At 60.4% G+C, this 16,942-nt stretch carries 20 protein-coding genes and 1 pseudogene; 13 read left to right on the top strand and 8 right to left on the bottom strand.

Going from position 1 to position 16,942, the window contains the following annotated elements; genetic code table 11:
• The first annotated feature begins 132 nt into the window (after window positions 1–132).
• From QMY55_RS07205 to QMY55_RS07150, 12 genes are all read left to right on the top strand, one after another.
• Window positions 133–714, top strand: coding sequence for a suppressor of fused domain protein (locus tag QMY55_RS07205; protein WP_283487982.1), 582 nt, complete (start codon window positions 133–135; stop codon window positions 712–714).
• 106 nt (window positions 715–820) lie between these two features.
• Window positions 821–1,591, top strand: coding sequence for a hypothetical protein (locus tag QMY55_RS07200; RefSeq protein WP_283487981.1), 771 nt, complete (start codon window positions 821–823; stop codon window positions 1,589–1,591).
• Between the two features lie 78 nt (window positions 1,592–1,669).
• Window positions 1,670–2,146 carry a hypothetical protein gene (locus QMY55_RS07195; protein ID WP_283487980.1) on the top strand — a complete coding sequence of 159 codons (477 nt, stop codon included), beginning with the start codon at window positions 1,670–1,672 and terminating at the stop codon, window positions 2,144–2,146.
• Between the two features lie 18 nt (window positions 2,147–2,164).
• A complete protein-coding gene (locus QMY55_RS07190; RefSeq protein ID WP_283487979.1) occupies window positions 2,165–2,773 on the top strand; it encodes a hypothetical protein in 609 nt (202 codons plus the stop codon).
• A gap of 12 nt (window positions 2,774–2,785) precedes the next feature.
• Window positions 2,786–3,412 carry a hypothetical protein gene (locus QMY55_RS07185; RefSeq protein ID WP_283487978.1) on the top strand — a complete coding sequence of 209 codons (627 nt, stop codon included), beginning with the start codon at window positions 2,786–2,788 and terminating at the stop codon, window positions 3,410–3,412.
• A 236-nt stretch (window positions 3,413–3,648) separates the two neighbouring features.
• The gene (locus tag QMY55_RS07180) at window positions 3,649–4,020 is read left to right on the top strand and encodes a hypothetical protein (RefSeq protein ID WP_283487977.1); all 372 of its coding nucleotides are present in this window, start codon (window positions 3,649–3,651) and stop codon (window positions 4,018–4,020) included.
• A 21-nt stretch (window positions 4,021–4,041) separates the two neighbouring features.
• Window positions 4,042–4,707: a TIGR02117 family protein gene (locus QMY55_RS07175; protein WP_283487976.1), complete on the top strand. Its 666-nt coding sequence runs from the start codon at window positions 4,042–4,044 to the stop codon at window positions 4,705–4,707.
• A 66-nt stretch (window positions 4,708–4,773) separates the two neighbouring features.
• Window positions 4,774–5,199 (top strand): GFA family protein, encoded by a 426-nt coding sequence (locus QMY55_RS07170; RefSeq protein ID WP_283487975.1) that lies wholly within the window; start codon window positions 4,774–4,776, stop codon window positions 5,197–5,199.
• Window positions 5,196–5,663 (top strand): hypothetical protein, encoded by a 468-nt coding sequence (locus QMY55_RS07165; RefSeq protein WP_283487974.1) that lies wholly within the window; start codon window positions 5,196–5,198, stop codon window positions 5,661–5,663. The genes QMY55_RS07170 and QMY55_RS07165 overlap by 4 nt, the downstream gene beginning before the upstream one ends.
• Window positions 5,664–5,899: 236 nt before the next feature.
• Window positions 5,900–6,487, top strand: a complete 588-nt coding sequence (locus QMY55_RS07160; RefSeq protein WP_283487973.1) for a hypothetical protein — start codon at window positions 5,900–5,902, stop codon at window positions 6,485–6,487.
• Window positions 6,488–6,549: 62 nt separating this feature from the next.
• A complete protein-coding gene (locus QMY55_RS07155) occupies window positions 6,550–7,194 on the top strand; it encodes a DUF938 domain-containing protein (protein WP_283487972.1) in 645 nt (214 codons plus the stop codon).
• 11 nt (window positions 7,195–7,205) lie between these two features.
• A complete protein-coding gene (locus QMY55_RS07150) occupies window positions 7,206–7,733 on the top strand; it encodes a DUF2199 domain-containing protein (RefSeq protein ID WP_283487971.1) in 528 nt (175 codons plus the stop codon).
• Between the two features lie 111 nt (window positions 7,734–7,844).
• On the opposite strand, the gene QMY55_RS07145 is transcribed toward QMY55_RS07150, so the two are convergent.
• The 8 genes and pseudogenes from QMY55_RS07145 to QMY55_RS07110 form a co-directional block, all read right to left on the bottom strand.
• On the bottom strand, window positions 7,845–8,720 hold the full coding sequence (locus QMY55_RS07145; RefSeq protein ID WP_283487970.1) for an LOG family protein: 876 nt from the start codon (window positions 8,718–8,720) through the stop codon (window positions 7,845–7,847).
• A 222-nt stretch (window positions 8,721–8,942) separates the two neighbouring features.
• Window positions 8,943–9,317 carry a fluoride efflux transporter CrcB gene (gene crcB / locus QMY55_RS07140; protein ID WP_283487969.1) on the bottom strand — a complete coding sequence of 125 codons (375 nt, stop codon included), beginning with the start codon at window positions 9,315–9,317 and terminating at the stop codon, window positions 8,943–8,945.
• A 144-nt stretch (window positions 9,318–9,461) separates the two neighbouring features.
• Window positions 9,462–9,848, bottom strand: a pseudogene (locus QMY55_RS07135) (monovalent cation/H(+) antiporter subunit G); the annotation flags it as partial.
• Window positions 9,845–10,123: a K+/H+ antiporter subunit F gene (locus tag QMY55_RS07130; RefSeq protein ID WP_283487968.1), complete on the bottom strand. Its 279-nt coding sequence runs from the start codon at window positions 10,121–10,123 to the stop codon at window positions 9,845–9,847. The gene QMY55_RS07130 and the pseudogene QMY55_RS07135, both read right to left, overlap by 4 nt.
• Window positions 10,120–10,620, bottom strand: coding sequence for a Na+/H+ antiporter subunit E (locus tag QMY55_RS07125; protein ID WP_283487967.1), 501 nt, complete (start codon window positions 10,618–10,620; stop codon window positions 10,120–10,122). Before QMY55_RS07125 ends, QMY55_RS07130 begins: the two co-directional genes overlap by 4 nt.
• Window positions 10,617–12,440, bottom strand: a complete 1,824-nt coding sequence (locus QMY55_RS07120; protein WP_283487966.1) for a monovalent cation/H+ antiporter subunit D — start codon at window positions 12,438–12,440, stop codon at window positions 10,617–10,619. Before QMY55_RS07120 ends, QMY55_RS07125 begins: the two co-directional genes overlap by 4 nt.
• Window positions 12,437–12,802, bottom strand: coding sequence for a Na+/H+ antiporter subunit C (locus tag QMY55_RS07115; RefSeq protein WP_158387552.1), 366 nt, complete (start codon window positions 12,800–12,802; stop codon window positions 12,437–12,439). Before QMY55_RS07115 ends, QMY55_RS07120 begins: the two co-directional genes overlap by 4 nt.
• Window positions 12,802–15,777, bottom strand: a complete 2,976-nt coding sequence (locus QMY55_RS07110) for a monovalent cation/H+ antiporter subunit A (RefSeq protein WP_283487965.1) — start codon at window positions 15,775–15,777, stop codon at window positions 12,802–12,804. The genes QMY55_RS07115 and QMY55_RS07110 overlap by 1 nt, the downstream gene beginning before the upstream one ends.
• Before the next feature lie 550 nt (window positions 15,778–16,327).
• Here QMY55_RS07110 and QMY55_RS07105 point away from each other — a divergent pair.
• Entirely contained in the window at window positions 16,328–16,930 is a 603-nt protein-coding gene (locus QMY55_RS07105) for a hypothetical protein (RefSeq protein ID WP_283487964.1), read from the top strand.
• The last annotated feature ends 12 nt before the right edge of the window (window positions 16,931–16,942 follow it).

Genomic DNA, 16,942 nt, shown 5'->3' with positions numbered 1-16,942 from the left:
CGCCTTCGGGCGGTTTTTTCATGGGTGGCTTGGTTATATTGACACCAGTACAGGGCAGCTTCAGAGCCGGCCCGCCTGTGAATCCCTCGCCCGAGGCTCCCATCCAACTCGCATGCATCTGCTGCTTGCTGCATGAAAAAACCGTCAGCCCTTGTCAAAGCCGTCTATCGCGAGCATATCGCCCGGTTTGGCGAACCAGCACAATCCATACGCTATGAAGATGCTCCCGTAGGCAGCTCGACAGCCGTACCTGCCTTCGTCGACGTGATGGTCTGGCCCGCCGATGAAGAGCTGGACATCACCAGCTTTGCCACCATAGGCATGTCGGACCAGGAAATGGCCAGGCCCGGCGGGCGGGCCGAGCTGCACTTCTCACTTGAAGGCAATGTGGACCCGCAGACCATGGGCAGGATCACGCTGTTTCTGGCCAATCTCTCGCTCTATCCCTTCATCAACCACAGCCATCTGGACTGGTGGCATGTGATTCCCGAGGCCGGCCATATTCCACATTTCGCGGACATGCGCAGCGTGCTGATACACCCTGCATTCGTGGACGATGGCTGGAGCCATATCTGCCATGAGGCGCAGTGCGTGAAAATTCTCAATGTCGTCCCCATCACCCGACCGGAGCTGGAGGTTTACCGCGCAAGCGGCATAGCATGCCTGCGGCAATACTTTGAGCAGCGCGAGATCAATCTCTTCGCGCCGCGCTGAACGACGGGACTCTTGCGGCTCCAGTCCATACCTATACGCAAGCAAGGCCAGCGCTGACCGATCCCGGGGCAGTTGACCCCTCTGTAAACCACTCCAACACATGCCCATGCAGCCCAACTCATCCAGCAGCACCTCTGCAGCCAGCCGCTGGCGTCAGCTCTCACCAGGCCTTCAGGCCATGTGGGCGCTGTGGGTGTTGCTATTGGTTTTGCTGCTGGCGACAACCGGCCTGTTCCAGCTCAGCGTGCGAACCGTGCAACTGCCCATCACGCTGACGGCTGGGCAAAGTGCGGAAATCACGGTATGGCGCCCCTGCTCCCATCCCAGCAACTTTGCACTGCGGTTTGCGCGCCAGTCCGGCCAAAGCCGGCCGGAGCTCGGTGAATGGCTCACCCCGGCTATACCGCCCCAGGGGGTCGCGGTCCCCTCTCTGGCTTTTTCCAAACCCGGTGAGCCCCTCAAAATCCTGGTGGAAACCAGTGACCAGCAGATGCCCTATGTCGCCATGCCGGCCAGCAGCAGCAACGACAGCACGATTGACAGGCCATTGACGCCCTGGACCGACAGCGCCCGCCCTGGCGAGTTCACCTGGCCCATGGTCACCCAGGCGCGCATTGCCCAGGCCACTGGCCCATCACACTACCGCTTTACGGTGCAGGAAGTTGGCCCGCAACTGCGGGGCGAGCAGGTGCAGTTGCTGCTGCTTGCGCCACTGAGTTTCAAAACTTTCCAGCCCGGCTACGGCTGGCTGTGGGTCTTGTTTTTCTGGCCCAGTTTTGCGACCGTGTTGGCCCTTATGGGCGTGGTTTTGCTGTGGCTCAGTCACCGCCATATCCAGCGCGGCAAGTCATCCAAAAACGAGCAGCAAGGTGCTTGAGGCCGAAGGCCCATCGCCCATACTCACGGGACCATGATGAACAACTCCGAACTCAGCATTTTTCAAGGGACATGGGAATTGGTTTCCAGCCACGCCATCAACAGCGAAATTGAAATCCTGCACGAGGACGATGAAGCACCAGACGATGCCATTTCCGGCTGGCTCAATGATGATGGCCGTTCACTTCTGCCCCTGGTGCAACCTGCCCAGGGGCTGCGCATGGAAATCCATGCCGATGGCTTCAGCGAGCAATGCACAGGCGACGCTCAGGTGATGTGGTTTGATGCCGAAGGATGCCTGAGCGACACCGTGCAGCCATTTTCCGGCCGCTGCACCCTGGTTGGCAGCACGGCCTATCTGCGCCCCGAAACCATGGCCTCCTGGGCCATGCCACAAGACAATCAGCACGGCAATGCCTTGCTGCGCTATGACGATGGCGATACCCAGATCTGCGACCGGTTGACACAGGATGGCGACCGCTTGCTGCGCAGCGTCAATGTGGTGACGGACGGGCTTTATCTGAACCGGGTGATCATGGTCTATGCACGAAACTGAACTTTTCACTCTTCAAACATGACCTGGTACGCCCAAGAAATCCTGCTGCGCGCAACGCCCGCTGCACTGCAAGCCGTTCGCAATTCTGCCCTGCTTGCGCCTTTTGCCTATCACCTGCACAGCCTGCAAGACATTGACTGGTATCTGCCAGAGCATCGCCATGGCTTGCCCCAGGACGGCCTGCTGGTCATTCGCCCCGTCTGCGCTGCCACGGCCCAGGGCGCGCAGTGGCATGAAGAAGCCATTCTGGACACGGCCTCCCTGCCCCTGAACCCCGGCACATTGCACTGCCTGCAAGCCGATATTGCAACGCCGCTGGCAGATCAGGTGCCAGAAACATCCCTGCCCTCGGTGCACCTGCGCAGCATGTTGGCGACTCTGGCAAAGCAGCTTCATGAGACCGTCGTCTACTACGCCTGCGGCATGTGGGGCGGCGATCTTGATTTTGAATATTGCCTGAGCTATGAGCCACAGGAGACGCTGTTCGCAACCGACGTCTGCGGGCACGGCCACCATACACAGCGCGCTCTGCATCAGGCCTTGAAGAGCATTGGGCTGACGCTGCCCAGCGCATTTTTCGCCCCCCATACCCGCAGCTTTGACTGGGCGGCACATCGCCTGGCTTGATGAGGAAACACCATGACCCAATTGCTGATTCATCAGCCTGACACCGGCGCCGAGGCCAGCGACCAGACCCTTTTTGGCGGCCGGCCCAGCGCGCCAGCCCATGCGGTAACCTGGCCGCTGTGCCGCGAATGCGGCGGCGCCATGCAGTTCCAGGGCCAGATCCGAACTGGCGACGATGAATTGCTGCTGCTCTTCATGTGCCAGAACGACCCCGGTGGCTGCGAGGAATGGGATGCAGACGCAGGCGGCAACCGGGCCATTGCCGTCAGAGCGCATGCGCTGCAACTGCTTCAGCCGCCCGGGCAGGGCGAGACCTTGCGGAGCACCCGCTATGGCACGGTTTTGCAGAGCATGGAGAACCCCAGCTATGAGCAAGCCCGGCAGGAGTGGATCGCCCGAAGCGGGCAACCGGGCCGCGAAGTGCTGGGGCAGCAAGGCGGCCAGCCTTCATGGCTGCAGAGCGAGGAGACACCGAACTGCGACGCCTGCGCCCAGCCCATGGAATTTGTCGCACAGCTGGAAGAGGGCCCGAACTGGGAAAACGATATGAACTTTGGTGGCGGAGGCTGCGCCTATGTGTTTCGCTGCGGCTGCCAGGGCACTCCCGCGAAGTCAGCCAAATGGCTGTGGCAATGCTGATTCCCCTCTGTGCAACGGCCAGACCGCAACAGACTGCTGCCAGTGCCCAGGCATTTTCTGAAATGCCGCGTGGCGTCTCTGCCCGGCCAATCAAGGCGCGTGGTGGAAAGCGGTGTCCGGCAAGCCCGGCCCGGCACCCTGGTTAATTCGGTGTTTTTTGCCTTGAGCCCATATCCAGTCAGCGCGAGAAGCTATCAAAACAATTAACGAACACAATTCACAAAGCCATCAGCGACATGAGCAGCCCCACCATTTCAAACCCAAGATTCCAGCCCGTTCTGGAGTCCCTGGCGCAACAGCGCAACCTGCTGCTTGAGCGGCTGAAGCAAGGCGACAAAAGCGTGCTGCCCGCCAAGCTGCAGCTCGATGATGCGATCGCCACCTTGCAGTTTTGCGAACGCCACCGCATCACCGCCAGCGCCAAGGTGCTGGAGCTGCCCGAGACCCGCACCCGTACGCCCTCCTCCGACTACTGGATCATGGAAGACCACGAGTCCGCAGACCGCAGCGACTGGACGGAGCTGAGCATCTCGGGGCAAGCAGTACATCCGCTCCCTGGCAATCTGCTGCTCGATATCGGCCTCTGGCCCCTCACCAGCGAAAGCTGAAGCAGCTCTTTGCCCTGTTTCATGCTCTTTACGCTCAAGCGCATTCTTTTGCTGCTGCTCATGATGGCTGCGTTGGCCTGGTGGATTGGCAGCCAGCTTTTCAGGCCGGAACCCCCTGTCCCCACCCCAGGTTCGTTCACCATCCATATCGTTGGCAATGGCTGGCATGCCGGTCTGCTGCTGCCGGCCCAGGCCATCAACGCACGGCTGCCGCTGCTACGCCAGCGCTTTCCCGGCGCAAGCCACTATGAGATTGGCTGGGGCGATGTGGGCTTTTACCGGGCAAAGAACGTGACAGCCGGCCTGGCGCTGGAGGCCATGTTTGCCTCCAGGGGGTCGGTCATGCATGTGGTGGCCGTAACCGATGTGCAGCATTTTCTGAAGGGCAGCGACAGCGCCGCTCTTTGCCTCGATGAAGCCGCCTATCAACGCATGGCATCGCTGGTGGCAGACAGCTTTGCACGCAGCGCCAGTGGCGAGCCCGTAGACGCAGGCCCGGGCATCTATGGCAACAGTCAGTTCTATATTGCCAATGGCAGCTACAACGCTCTCAATACCTGCAACCGCTGGACGGCATCGGTGCTGGAGGCAGCGGGCATCACCATCTCGCCGCGCATCAGCCTGACGGCCGGCAGCGTGCTGGGCGCGGCACAGCGTAGTGCCATGCGCTGCGAAGCCGCGCGCTGAGCCAGCGCTTGTATCGCCAGGCTCAGCGGCTACCATGGCCTGCCCATTCGAACACAGGAGACCTTGATGACCGACAGAACCGGCCGATGCCTTTGTGGCAAGGTGCAATTCAAGCTGAGTGCCGAGCCGCAAATGGCGCGCGTGTGCTGGTGCAGAGACTGCCAGCATCTGGCCTCCAACGGCACGGTCAATGCCCTGGTGCCCGTCGATGCCCTGAGCGTCAGCGGCGAAGTCGCCGAGTTTCGCAAGCTTGCCGCCAGCGGCAATGAGCTCACGCGCCAGTTCTGCCCGAACTGCGGCTCGCAGCTTTTCGCCTACTCGTCAGCACGGTCGCAGCTGCGCGTGGTCCGTATCGGCAATCTCGACAACCCGTCCTCCGTGGCTCCCATCATGAATATCTGGGCCTCCAGTGCCCCGGACTGGGCCTGCATGGATGCATCGCTGCAGCGCGTGGAGCAGCAACCTCTTCCTCCCACGAGCAGCAAGCCATGAAGCATCTGAGCACGGCCCTGAGCACCACGCTGATCTTGCTGTCCCTGCACGGCACAGCGCATGCAGGCCCCGATGCCTGCACGCAGACCGAACGCCAGGTCTGGTACTGCGAAGCCAATGGCAAGTTCTATACCCTCTGCGCATCGCAAGACCTGGGAGCCAACAAGGGCTATCTGCAGTACCGTGCCTACAAGGGAGCGACGCAGGAGTTTGCCTACCCCTCCGCTCCCCGCCATCCTTTTGGCCTGTTCAAGCTGGATTTGCTGCCTCGCGGTGCCGCGCTGCGCTTCAAGAACGGCGCCTATGACTACGAAATTCACGAGCCACTGGCTGGCAGCACCGAAATCCTGGTCAGCAAAAACCGCAAGACTCTGGCTCGCCTCAGCTGCAGCGACTACATGGACTCGCTGACGCTGACCAGCACCCAGGATTTCTTCTCCCGTATCGGCATCTACGACAAATAAGGTGAGGATGAGCAAAAGCTTTGCACTGAGCGCACAAGACATACGCCCGCTGGCCGAGGGCCATTCTTGTCCAGCGTATAGGTGTCATCGGGCATTGCCAAAGTGGCATTTGTAGGCGTCAATCAAGCTCGCCGGGTGCACAGCCCCGAGGGCCCGCAGCCTTTCATCGACCAAGGCATTGCCGAGCTCTCCCAATGCAAAACCAGTGTGGCGCTGGTGTGAGAAAGGAACCAACCATGCATCTGCGACCATTTCTGGTGATGACCGCCCTGGCAACTGCAGCCTTGCTGAGCGGCTGCCTGATTCCCGAGCATTTTTCCGCGAAGATAGACATTCAGCCCGATGCCAGCCTTGACTACAGCTACGAAGGAACCGCCATCGACCCCATGGCCATGCTGAAGATGCAACGGCAAGGGATTCTCAGCGACAAGGAACAGCAAAGCCTGGCCGCAGAAGCACAGAAACTGCGCCAGAACCCCGATGTCAAAAAAGCGGTCTATATGGGCAAGGCCCGCTATCAGCTGGAAATGGAGGGCCGCCGCAAAGCGGGCGAGCCCCTGAAGCTGCTGGACATGCTCTCCGTCCAGAGCAGCCATGACGGGGTGATGACGATTGCCGTGCAACCGGTCAAGCGCAAGGAGAAAGCAGACCTCGCCCAGATGGGTGTCCTGATAAATGGCAGCCTGCGCGTCAATGTTCCCGAAGGCGCCGAGGTCATCTCTCACAATGCGAACAACGCCCCTGCCTCCGGCAGCGGCAGCTATACATGGCGCATCGGCGAAGTAGGTGTGCGCCCCGAGATCAAGCTACGCTTCAATCCCTGAGAGCGTGACGGCTCCCAAGCTCACTGCGACGCCCACCCGACGAGGACAATGCAGAGAAGCTGATGAAAACCGTCTCGCTCCACATCCACATGAACGCCTCCTCACCATTGCCTTTTTCCCAGGCCTGCGAGAACAATCAAGGCCCGATTTTCGAAGTACTGAGCACCGCTTTTGCATGTAGCCGCCATGTGCTGGAGATTGGCTCCGGCACCGGCCAGCACAGCGTCTTCCTTGCCCCTCGCCTAGCCCATCTGATCTGGCAGACCAGCGACCTGCAAGAGCAGCATGCAGGCATCCAGGCCTGGCATGCAGCCCATGGCGCTGCCAATCTGCGTGCGCCCTTGGTTTTTGATCTGGCCAGCAGTGCCTGGCCTGACAGCGGCAGCCCCCAGTCTTTTGATGCCGTATTCACCAGCAACACCTGCCACATCGTGGCCTGGCCTCTGGTGCAGCGCATGTTTACGCTGGTGGGTCAGCATCTGCCGACAGGCGGCATGTTTGCCATCTATGGGCCGTTCAACTATGGTGGCCAGTTCACCAGCAAAAGCAACCAGGCTTTCGACGCCTGGCTGCGCCAACGCGATGCGGCCAGCGGCATTCGCGACTTTGAAGCCATCACGGCTCTGGCACAGGAGCATGGCATGCAGCTGCAACTCGACCAGGCCATGCCCGCCAACAACCGCACACTGGTCTTTCACAAACTTTGAGACGGAGCACCATGGCCGCCATCTTTGCCTACAAATGCCGCAAATGCGACGAGCTTCATGAGGGCTCTCCAAGCTTTGCTTTCGACGCTCCAGCACCCTACCGATATCTGAGCGAGCAAGAGCGCGAGGAATGGGCCGAGCTGGGCGACGATCTCTGCGTCATCACCCACCCCGAAGGCACGCAATACTATGTGCGCGCGCTTCTGGAGGTGCCGATTCATGGTGTGGAAGAGCCCTTTCTCTGGGGTGTCTGGGTCTCGGCCAGCGAGACCAGCTTTCAGCGCTATCTGGACTCCTACAACAAGCTGCCCGAAGACCTGATCTTCTTCGGCTGGCTGTCCAATCTGATTGCCGTCTACCCCACGCAGAAGTCACGCCCCGCCGACGTCCATATCCAGACCGATGGCACACGTCCGCGCGTGCGGCTGCATCGCTCCGGCGATGAAAGCGATGCATTGGTCATCGACCAGCATGAAGGCATTTCAATTGCACGTGCCCAGCAGCTGGCCGAGCAAGCCCTGCATGGAATCCAGGCCTGACAAGGCTGCAGCGCTTAGTGACAAAGCGCCACAAGCTATGGATTCATGAGCAAAAAAAAGCTGCCGGAGGAATACCCTCTGACAGCTTTTCATATGCGTGCAATAGGCAGATCAGCTATTCCAGCCTGTCTGGTAGAACTGCTGAATCAGCTGCCAGGCCTCGGCTGGATCATCGGTGTAGCGGAACAGATTGAGATCCTTGGCCGAGATCGTGCCCTCCTCGATCAGCACGTCGAAATTCAACACCTTCTTCCAGAACTCCTTGCCGAACAGAATCACGGGCACGGGCTTGCTCTTGTGCGTCTGCACCAGCGTCAGCACCTCGAACAGCTCGTCCATGGTGCCAAAGCCGCCGGGGAAGGCCACCAGCGCCTTGGCACGCATCATGAAATGCATCTTGCGCAGCGCAAAGTAGTGGAACTTGAAGCTCAGCTCCGGCGTGATGTAGGGGTTGCCATGCTGCTCGTGCGGCAGATAGATGTTGAGACCGATATTGGGCGCACCCGCATCATGCGCGCCGCGATTGGCCGCCTCCATGATGCCGGGGCCGCCGCCCGTGCAGATATAGAAACGCTCGCTGGGCGGCTGCTTCATGCCTTCGGTGGCCACGATGCGCGCAAAGGCACGCGCGGCCTCGTAACGCTCGGCATTGCGCAGCGTGCGCTCGGCCAGGGCCATGCGTTGCGTGTCGCCGCTGGCACGGGCTTCTGCCAGCTGCTGGCGAGCCTGATCCATGTCCACAAAACGGGCGCTGCCGTAGACGACCACGGTGTGTTCGATATTGTGCTCGATCTGCCCCAGATCGGGCTTGAGCAGTTCCAGCTGCATGCGAATGCCGCGCGTTTCCCGGCGGAACATGAACTCCGGGTCGGCGAAAGCAAGACGGTTGGAATGAGGTTCCAGTTCTTTGCCGTTATGCGCCTGGTTGTGAAGTTCAGCCCAGGCATTGGCCAGATCGGTATCGGACAGAGGAGAAGAAATTTGCATGGAGCCTCGGATCTAAGAATGCTGGACAGCACTGGCCAGTGGAACTGTTGAAAGTTCGCTGGCACGGACCGCCCATCCGTCAAACACTTCAATATCAAATGCGCGTGAAGCGCGTGTGATGCTTGCACTATACGCTCACAAAGCTATAGCTTTCGCCAGTATTTAGCCTCTGCATGCATAAGAGGTTTACCAGCATAGTGCGCAATGGTGAGCCAGCCCGGCTCAGCGGCCGAACCACGACCAGCTGTGAATCCCCAGATAGGTCATGCACAGCGAGCCCAGCAGATGCAGGCCTGCCCAGCCCCCCGCGGCAATCAGGCGCTGCTGTTGCAGCAGTCCGATGACCTCGGCGGAGAAACTGGAAAACGTGGTCAATGCCCCCAGAAAGCCCGTGATCAAAGCCAGTTTCCATGCCGGATCGAGCTGCGGCATGGCCTGAAACAGCGCCACGAACAGGCCGATCAGATAGCCGCCGATCAGGTTGGCAGCCAAGGTGCCCCAGGGCATGGTCGCGCCGCTGCTCAGCCACAGTCCCAGCCCCCAGCGAGATAGCGCCCCGACGCAGGCACCGACGCAAATGGCAAAAATATTCAGCATGGGTGGCAATTTAGAGCAAAACGCCAGTCATCTACCGCATCAGTGCGTGTCTGCCGGCTTGCCGGATGGGAGCGCCTTGCTGCCCTGGTCGCCTTTGTCGCCTTCATCACTGCTATCGCTCTTGTCCCCTGCAGCTTCGTCGCTCTCCTCTTCATCCAGAGGTTCGTTGAGCACCAGATTGCTCAGCGTGGGCGGCACGGATTCGCCCGCGCGGCGTGAGCGAAACAGCGCTGCGCGCATCAGAAAGATGGTGGTGATGGGCACCGTCACGGCAATGAAGATGGCGATCAGCACCGAGTGCATGACAAAGCCCTGACCGCTGACGGAAAAGTAGATCCAGGTGGCATGCATGATGAGCCAGCAGCCCATGGTGGCAATGATGGAGGGTGAGTGCACGCGCTCGAAATAGCTCTTGAGCCGCCATAGCCCCATGGAGCCCAGCAGCGCAATCAGCGCCCCGCCAAACACCAGCGCAGCCACCAGAATCTGCGCCCACAGCGGCAGGTCCACACCAATGGTCTCGGTGCTCATTCGATCACCTCGCCGCGCAGCAGGAACTTGGCCATGGCGGTCGAGCCCACGCAACCGAACAAGGCCACCAGCAGAGCCGCCTCGAAGTAATTGGTGCTGTCATACAGAATGCCCATGACCAGCATGACCAGCATGCCGTTCAGATACATGCAGTCCAGCGCCAGCACCCTGTCCTGCGCGTGCGGGCCTTTGAGCAGACGCAGCACCGCGCATCCCATGGCCGCCAGCAACATGACCAGAGAAGCCATCAACACCCAATAAAACCAGGGGCTCATTCAAAAATCTCCATCAGCGGGCGCTCGTAGTATTGCTTGATATGCGCGATGGTCTGCTCGGCGCTTTCCACCTCCAGAGCATGGATCAGCAGCATGGAGCGATCCCGCGAAATCTCGGCCCAGGCCGTGCCTGGCGTGATGCAGACAATCATGGCCAGCACCGCCAGTCCGTTGGGGTCACGCAGCTCCAGCGGAATGTGCACAAAGGCAGCTGGATGTCTGCGTTGCTTGGGCAGTACTAAAAAACGCAGCACATTGAAGTTGGATACCGAGGTATCCCAGACCACGCGCAGCGCCAGCTTCAAAATGGTCAGCGGATGGCTGACCTGCACCGGCAACGGACGCAGGCCACGCAGCAGCAAGGGAATCAGCAGGCCCAGAATCAGGCCCAGCAGAATCTGCCCGGAGCTGACCGAGCGATTGAGCAGCAGCCACAGCAGCAGCAAAGCGGCGGACAGCAGTGGCGCCGGGAAGATGCTCTTGAATAGTTTTCTCATGATTGACCGCCCTCCTTGCGCGCAAGCGTTGGCAGGGATTCGGCGCTCTCGCTTTCAGGCTCGGCGATACCGGGCGCAGGTTCATCCTGCATTTCACGGGCGGCAGCACGGGCTGCAGCTTCGGGGCTTTCTGCATCCAGGGCCTTTTTGTCATTGGGCGCCGGCACGGGAGTTTGCCCCATCACGGTACTCACATAGACATCGGGCGAATGCAGGGCGTTGGCCGCACGCTGGGTGTAGCGCATCACATCATCGGCCTTGACCGTCAAGGCCACGCAGCACAGCAGCAAGGCGGCAATCGGCAGCCCTTCGGCCACCTTGAGCGAAGGCGCACTTTGCTCGGGATTGGCCCAGAAATGGCGAATACCCGCCCGCGTCAATGCGATCAAGGCCATCAGGCCCGTGACGATGAGCAACGCCACCATGGCCCAGCCCTGCCAGCCGGCCTGTATGCCATTGCTGGTCCCCAGGCCCAGGGGATTGAGCAAGGTGGTCAACATGGCGAACTTGCCGACAAAGCCCGAAAGCGGTGGCAGGCCCGAGATCAGCAAGGTGCAGATCATGAAGCTCACACCGATGAAGGCTGCCGCAGCAGGCACGGCCCGGCCGATCAACAGCTCTTCGTCCTCATCAAGGTTGAAGCCTTCGGTGGGCAACAGCTCCGCGTTGAGGAATGGTGCCTCCTCATCCTCGTAGGGCTCACCAGCCTCCTCATCGACACGCCAGCGATCCACCACATCGGCTATCAGGAATAGCGCCGCCACGGCCAGAGTCGATCCAGGCAGGTAATAAAGCAGGCCTGCTGTCAGCAGGTTCTGGCCAAAGCCCGTGGCGGCCAGCAAGGTGCCCGAAGACAGGATGGCGGCAAAGCCCGCCAGATGGGTCAGCCGCTGCGAACCCAGCATGCCGATGGCCCCATAAACCATGGTCACCATGCCGCCCACAATCAGCCAGTTGCCACCAAACAGGGCCGACTCACCGGCCTCGGAGCTGAACAGCAGCGTCCACAGGCGCAAGATGACATAGACGCCCACCTTGGTCATCACGGCAAACAATGCCGCCGATGGCGCTATGGCCGCGCTGTATGCGGGCACCAGCCAGAAGTTCAGCGGCCACATCGCAGCCTTGATCAAAAAGGCCGTGCCCAGCACGCCCACAGCCGCATGCAGCAAGCCGCGATCCGCTTCATGCACGAGGGGAATGGCACGTGCCAGATCGGCCATATTGAGCGTGCCCGTAATGCCGTAGAGCATGGACACGCCGATCAGGAACAGTGAGGAAGCCACCAGATTGATGGCAATGTAATGCAGCCCCGCCTGGATACGGGTGCGCCCCGAGCCATGCAGCAGCAAACCGTAGGAGGCAGCCAGCATGATCTCGAAGAACACGAACAGGTTGAACAGGTCCGCGGTCAGGAACGCTCCGCTCAGCCCCATGAGCTGCAGCTGGAACAGCGGGTGGAAATGCACGCCAGCCTTGTGCCCCCGCGCCGCCGAAAACACCAGGGCCGCCAGCGCCACGACATAGATCACCAGCAGCATCAGCGCGCTGAGTCTGTCCAGTGCCAGCGCAATGCCAAAAGGCGCCTGCCAGTTGCCTGGCAGGTAGACAGCCATGGTGGCCGTCGCGCCCGACTGGTTGGTCCAGCCCAGCAGCATGATGACGAGCAGCAGGCCCACCGTAGTGGACAAAATGTTCATGCCCAGCTTCAGGCGCTGGCGCTCCTCGCCCATGAACAGCATCAGCGCTGCCGTGAACATGGGCAGCATGATGGGTGCCAGCATCAGATGCGGCATCAAGAACTCGGTCCATCCGGTCATAGCATTTCCTGCTCAGTCCGCGAATGGACACCATCCACATGGTCGGTGCCCGAGCTGCCACGCGATGCCAGCAGCACCACGAGGAACAGTGCCGTCATGGCAAAGCCGATCACGATGGCCGTCAGCACCAGTGCCTGGGGCATGGGATCGGCGTAATGCGACAGATCGGTGGGTACGCCGTTTTGCAGCACCGGGGCCTTGTTGATGGCCAGGCCCTGACGGCCCATGCTGAAGATGAAAAGATTGACTGCATAGGACAACAGCGACAGACCCATGATGACCTGGAAGGTACGGGGCCGCAGCAGCAGCCAGACGCCGGAGCCGGTCAGCACTCCAATGGCAACAGCCAGAACGATTTCCATCACATACCTCCTCGGGCCAGCGCATCGGCGGTAGCGGCCTGCACTGCGGCCTCGGCCTTCTTGGCCTCTTGTTCCTGTTCTTCCAGCATGCGCGCGTGGAATCTGTGACCGCGAACCGATTGGTGAGCAATCGCTGTCAGGATCAGCATCACCGATCCCACCACCAGGGCGAACACGCCAATATCAAAGAAAGTGGCGCTGGCAAAGTGCACATGGCCAATCAACGGCAACGAAAAATCAAAGCCATGGCTGGTCAGGAAGGGGTAACCCACGGCGATGGAGCCCAGGCCCGTGCCCAATGCAAACAGCAGGCCTGCGCCTATCCAGCGGCGTGGATACAGCGGCAAATGGGCCTCCACCCAGTGCGTTCCCGAAATGATGTACTGCATGAGCAAGGCCACGGAGAACACCAGTCCCGCCACAAAGCCACCGCCGGGCTGGTTGTGCCCACGCACAAAGATATAGGCCGCCACCAGCGTGGCAAACGGCAGCAGCAAGCGCACCAGCACGGCAGGAACCATCAGATAGCCCACGGCTGTATCGCTGGCATTGCGGGGGTTCAGCAGATCGGTCTGCAAGTCGCCCGGCACATAGCGCTGCTGTTCGGGAATGTCCATGGCTTCGCGCGCCGGACGGAAGCGCCGCAGCAATGCATAGATGACTATGCCCACGATACCCAGAACCACGATTTCGCCAAAGGTATCGAAGCCGCGGAAGTCCACCAGCGTCACGTTGACCACATTGGTGCCACCGCCGCCGCCAAGCGCATGTTCGAGGAAGAAGGTCGATGTGCTTTCGTAGAACGGGCGGCTCATCATGGCAAAAGCCAGCCAGGCGACACCACCACCCGCAATCAGCGACAGCACCAGATCGCGCAGACGTCGGGCCTTGGCCCTGGCATCAAAGCTGTCATCGGTACGCATGTTCTTGTCCCGCTTGGGCAGCCAGCGCAGCCCCAGCAAGATCAGCACCGTGGTCACCACCTCCACCACCAGTTGCGTCAGGGCCAGATCAGGTGCGGAGAACCACAGGAAGGTCAGCACCATGCACAGGCCCGATCCGCCCAGCATGATCAGCGCCGTCATACGGTGGTACTTGGCCTTCCAGGCAGTCCCCAATGCGCACAGGCAGCCAATCGCCCAAAGTAGTACAAACGCCGATGACACCGGCAGCACGCCGCGGTTGCCCAGTTGCATGCCGCGAAGCCACAGCGGCAGCGCTGCGGCAATCAGTGTCACGCAGGTCAGCCACAGCATCTGCCATTGCCAGCGTCGGGTCGACAAGGCACGGCGGCCGGCGCGTCCCATCAAGGTCAGGCGGGCCATCAGGTTTTCAAAGACCCTGCGACCACTGACCTGGCCCAGCACAGGGGTAGTGTCAAAGTTGCCCGAGCTGCGCTGCCAGCGCAGCAGCACATACAGCACAATGCCGCCGGCCAGTGCCACCAGACTCATCATCAGCGGCATGTTCCAGCCATGCCAGATGGCCAGGCTGTACTCAGGCAAATCGCCGCCCACCACAGGGGTTGCAGCCGCAGCCAGAAAGCCGCCGATGGCCCATGCGGGAAAGATGCCCACGATCAAGCAGGCCAGCACCAGCAGCTCGACCGGCACACGCATCCAGTGAGGGGGCTCGTGAGGTTCATGGGGCAGATCCGTGGCCTTGGGGCCGAAAAATACATCCACCGTGAAACGCAGCGAATAGGCCACGCTGAACATGCCTGCCACCGTTGCCAGCACGGGCAAGATTGTCTTTACCCAGGGTGCGGCATCCAGATAAACCGTCTCGGCGAAGAACATCTCCTTGGAGATGAAACCGTTGAGTAGGGGCACACCGGCCATGGCTGCGCTGGCCACACAGGCCAGAGTCGCCGTGATGGGCATCATCAAGCGCAAACCGGACAGACGCCGAATGTCGCGCGTGCCACTTTCGTGGTCCACGATACCGGCGGCCATGAACAGCGAGGCCTTGAACGTGGCGTGATTCATGATGTGAAACACCGCCGCCACCGCGGCCAGCTTGCTGTTGAGGCCCAGCAGCAAGGTGATCAGCCCCAGATGGGAAATCGTGGAATACGCCAGCAAGCCCTTGAGATCATGCTGGAACATCGCGCAATAGCCGCCAATCAGCAGCGTCAGCGCACCCGCACTGCCTACCATCCAGAACCAGGCATCGGTATCTCCCAGCACCGGCCACATGCGTGCCAGCAAGAACACGCCGGCCTTGACCATGGTGGCCGAATGCAGATAGGCCGATACCGGCGTCGGCGCAGCCATGGCATTGGGCAGCCAGAACTGGAAGGGAAACTGCGCACTCTTGGTCAGCGCGCCCAGCAGGATCAATACCAGCGCCACCATGTACAGGCTGCTGTCACGCACTTGCTGACCGGCAGCCAACACATTGTCGAGGTCATAGCTGCCCACGATATGGCCCAGCACCAGCATGCCCACCAGCATGGCCAGCCCCCCTGTGCCCGTCACCGTCAGGGCCATGCGTGCACCCCGGCGTGCATCCTTGCGGTGGTACCAGTAACCAATCAGCAGGAAGGAAAAGAGACTGGTCAGCTCCCAGAAAAACACCAGCTGGATGATGTTGCCCGAGAGCACCACCCCGGCCATGGCCCCCATGAATGCCAGAAAGAAAGAGAAAAAGCGTGGTACAGGATCGGCGGGCGACATGTAGTAGCGCGCATACAGCACTACCAGCGCGCCAATGCCGAAGACCAGCATGGAGAACATCCAGGCAAATCCGTCCATGCGGATCACCAGATTCAGACCCAGCGCCGGCAGCCATTCGACCTCCTGCCTGAGCACGGCCCCATCCGCTACCTCAGGGAAAAGCATCCCTACCTGTATGGCGCAGGCCAGGGCAATGATGCCGGCCAAAGTGGATTCTGTATTGCGCGCGTTCGCGGGCAGAAAGGCCGCCAAAAGGCTGCCTATAAAGGGTAAAAGGACGAGGGTAATGAGGGGCATGGGCGAATTATTTTAGAGGAAGCTCCGCTTTCGCCGCTACAAAAACCTGAGCACCTCAATGACTTTAGACTGATGGTTATTGATTTTTGTTGACAGAAAAATCATCAAACCCGCTGATTGCATGCAGATATAAAACAGCGATCAATCGCCCAGCAATCACCTTCAAGTCCCCTCTCAGCGGGCCGCCAAAATATTCTGGCGACTATCTGCAGTTTTGCCTACCCATGCATATACGAAGCTTTCAAGCAGCCGATGCCGCATGCCTGCCCCACCACCGCCGACTGCGACGAGCAGCAACACAAGGCCTGGGCGATGCCAATCTGCCCGCATCCGGCTATCCGCATCACTTTTCGTAGCAGCCTGCGCAAGTGGAAAGGGCGTGAGAAGACTTTTTATCGAATATATTGAACCGCAAACCCGGCAGCGAGGCCTCGCGGTGCTCAGGCATGCCTTGGGCATTTCGGCTTTGTGGTCCGGCGCAAGCCACTGCCCGTCATGCGGGGTGTGACTCCGCCCAATGCCTGTAGGGTCAAAAAATACACCAAACTTTATGCACAGCACCGAAGAAATCCGTCATCTGCTCTCCAACTGGGGGGAGCTGCGCGCCCAGGACGCCAGTCTCTGGAAAGGTGACGAAAAGACCCTCCCCCAGGAAATAGCGGACTTTTACGCACAGATAGGCCCTTGGGGCGAAGTGATCTATGAATCGGTGGGGCCTGTGGGCATCACTTTGTCCGTGGGCGGCAATCCTGTGTGCATACCGCCGCTTGGCCGACTGTTCGGTCTGCAAGCAGGCTATGCCTGGCAATCGGACCCCGACAAGCCCTTTGACAACTGGCCCGGTCATTGGCTGGTGATTGCAGAGCAAGGTGGGGATCCTTTCATCTACGACAGGCTGTCCGGCCAGGTATTGTTTGCCTTTCATGGTGCAGGGCATTGGGCTCCCAAGGTTTTCGCACCGGACCTCTACACCGCCATCGGAGCGCTGGTCACGGTCGCCAATGCGCATCAAGCATTGGACGAGCAGGAGCTGAATCTCGACGATGGCCTGAGCACCGAGGGCAAAGCCCGGATACTTGCCGAACTCTCCCGTTTCACAGGCAGCGCAGAGCAGGCTGCAGCCATGCTTGCGGCCTGGGAATACTACGAATGAAGCCCACCACCC

Origin of the sequence: Comamonas resistens (assembly GCF_030064165.1) — a bacterium.
In the GTDB taxonomy this organism is placed as follows: Bacteria; Pseudomonadota; Gammaproteobacteria; order Burkholderiales; family Burkholderiaceae_C; genus Comamonas; species Comamonas resistens.
Note: the sequence above shows the minus strand (reverse complement) of the source record. Positions and strands in the feature narration are given on the sequence as shown.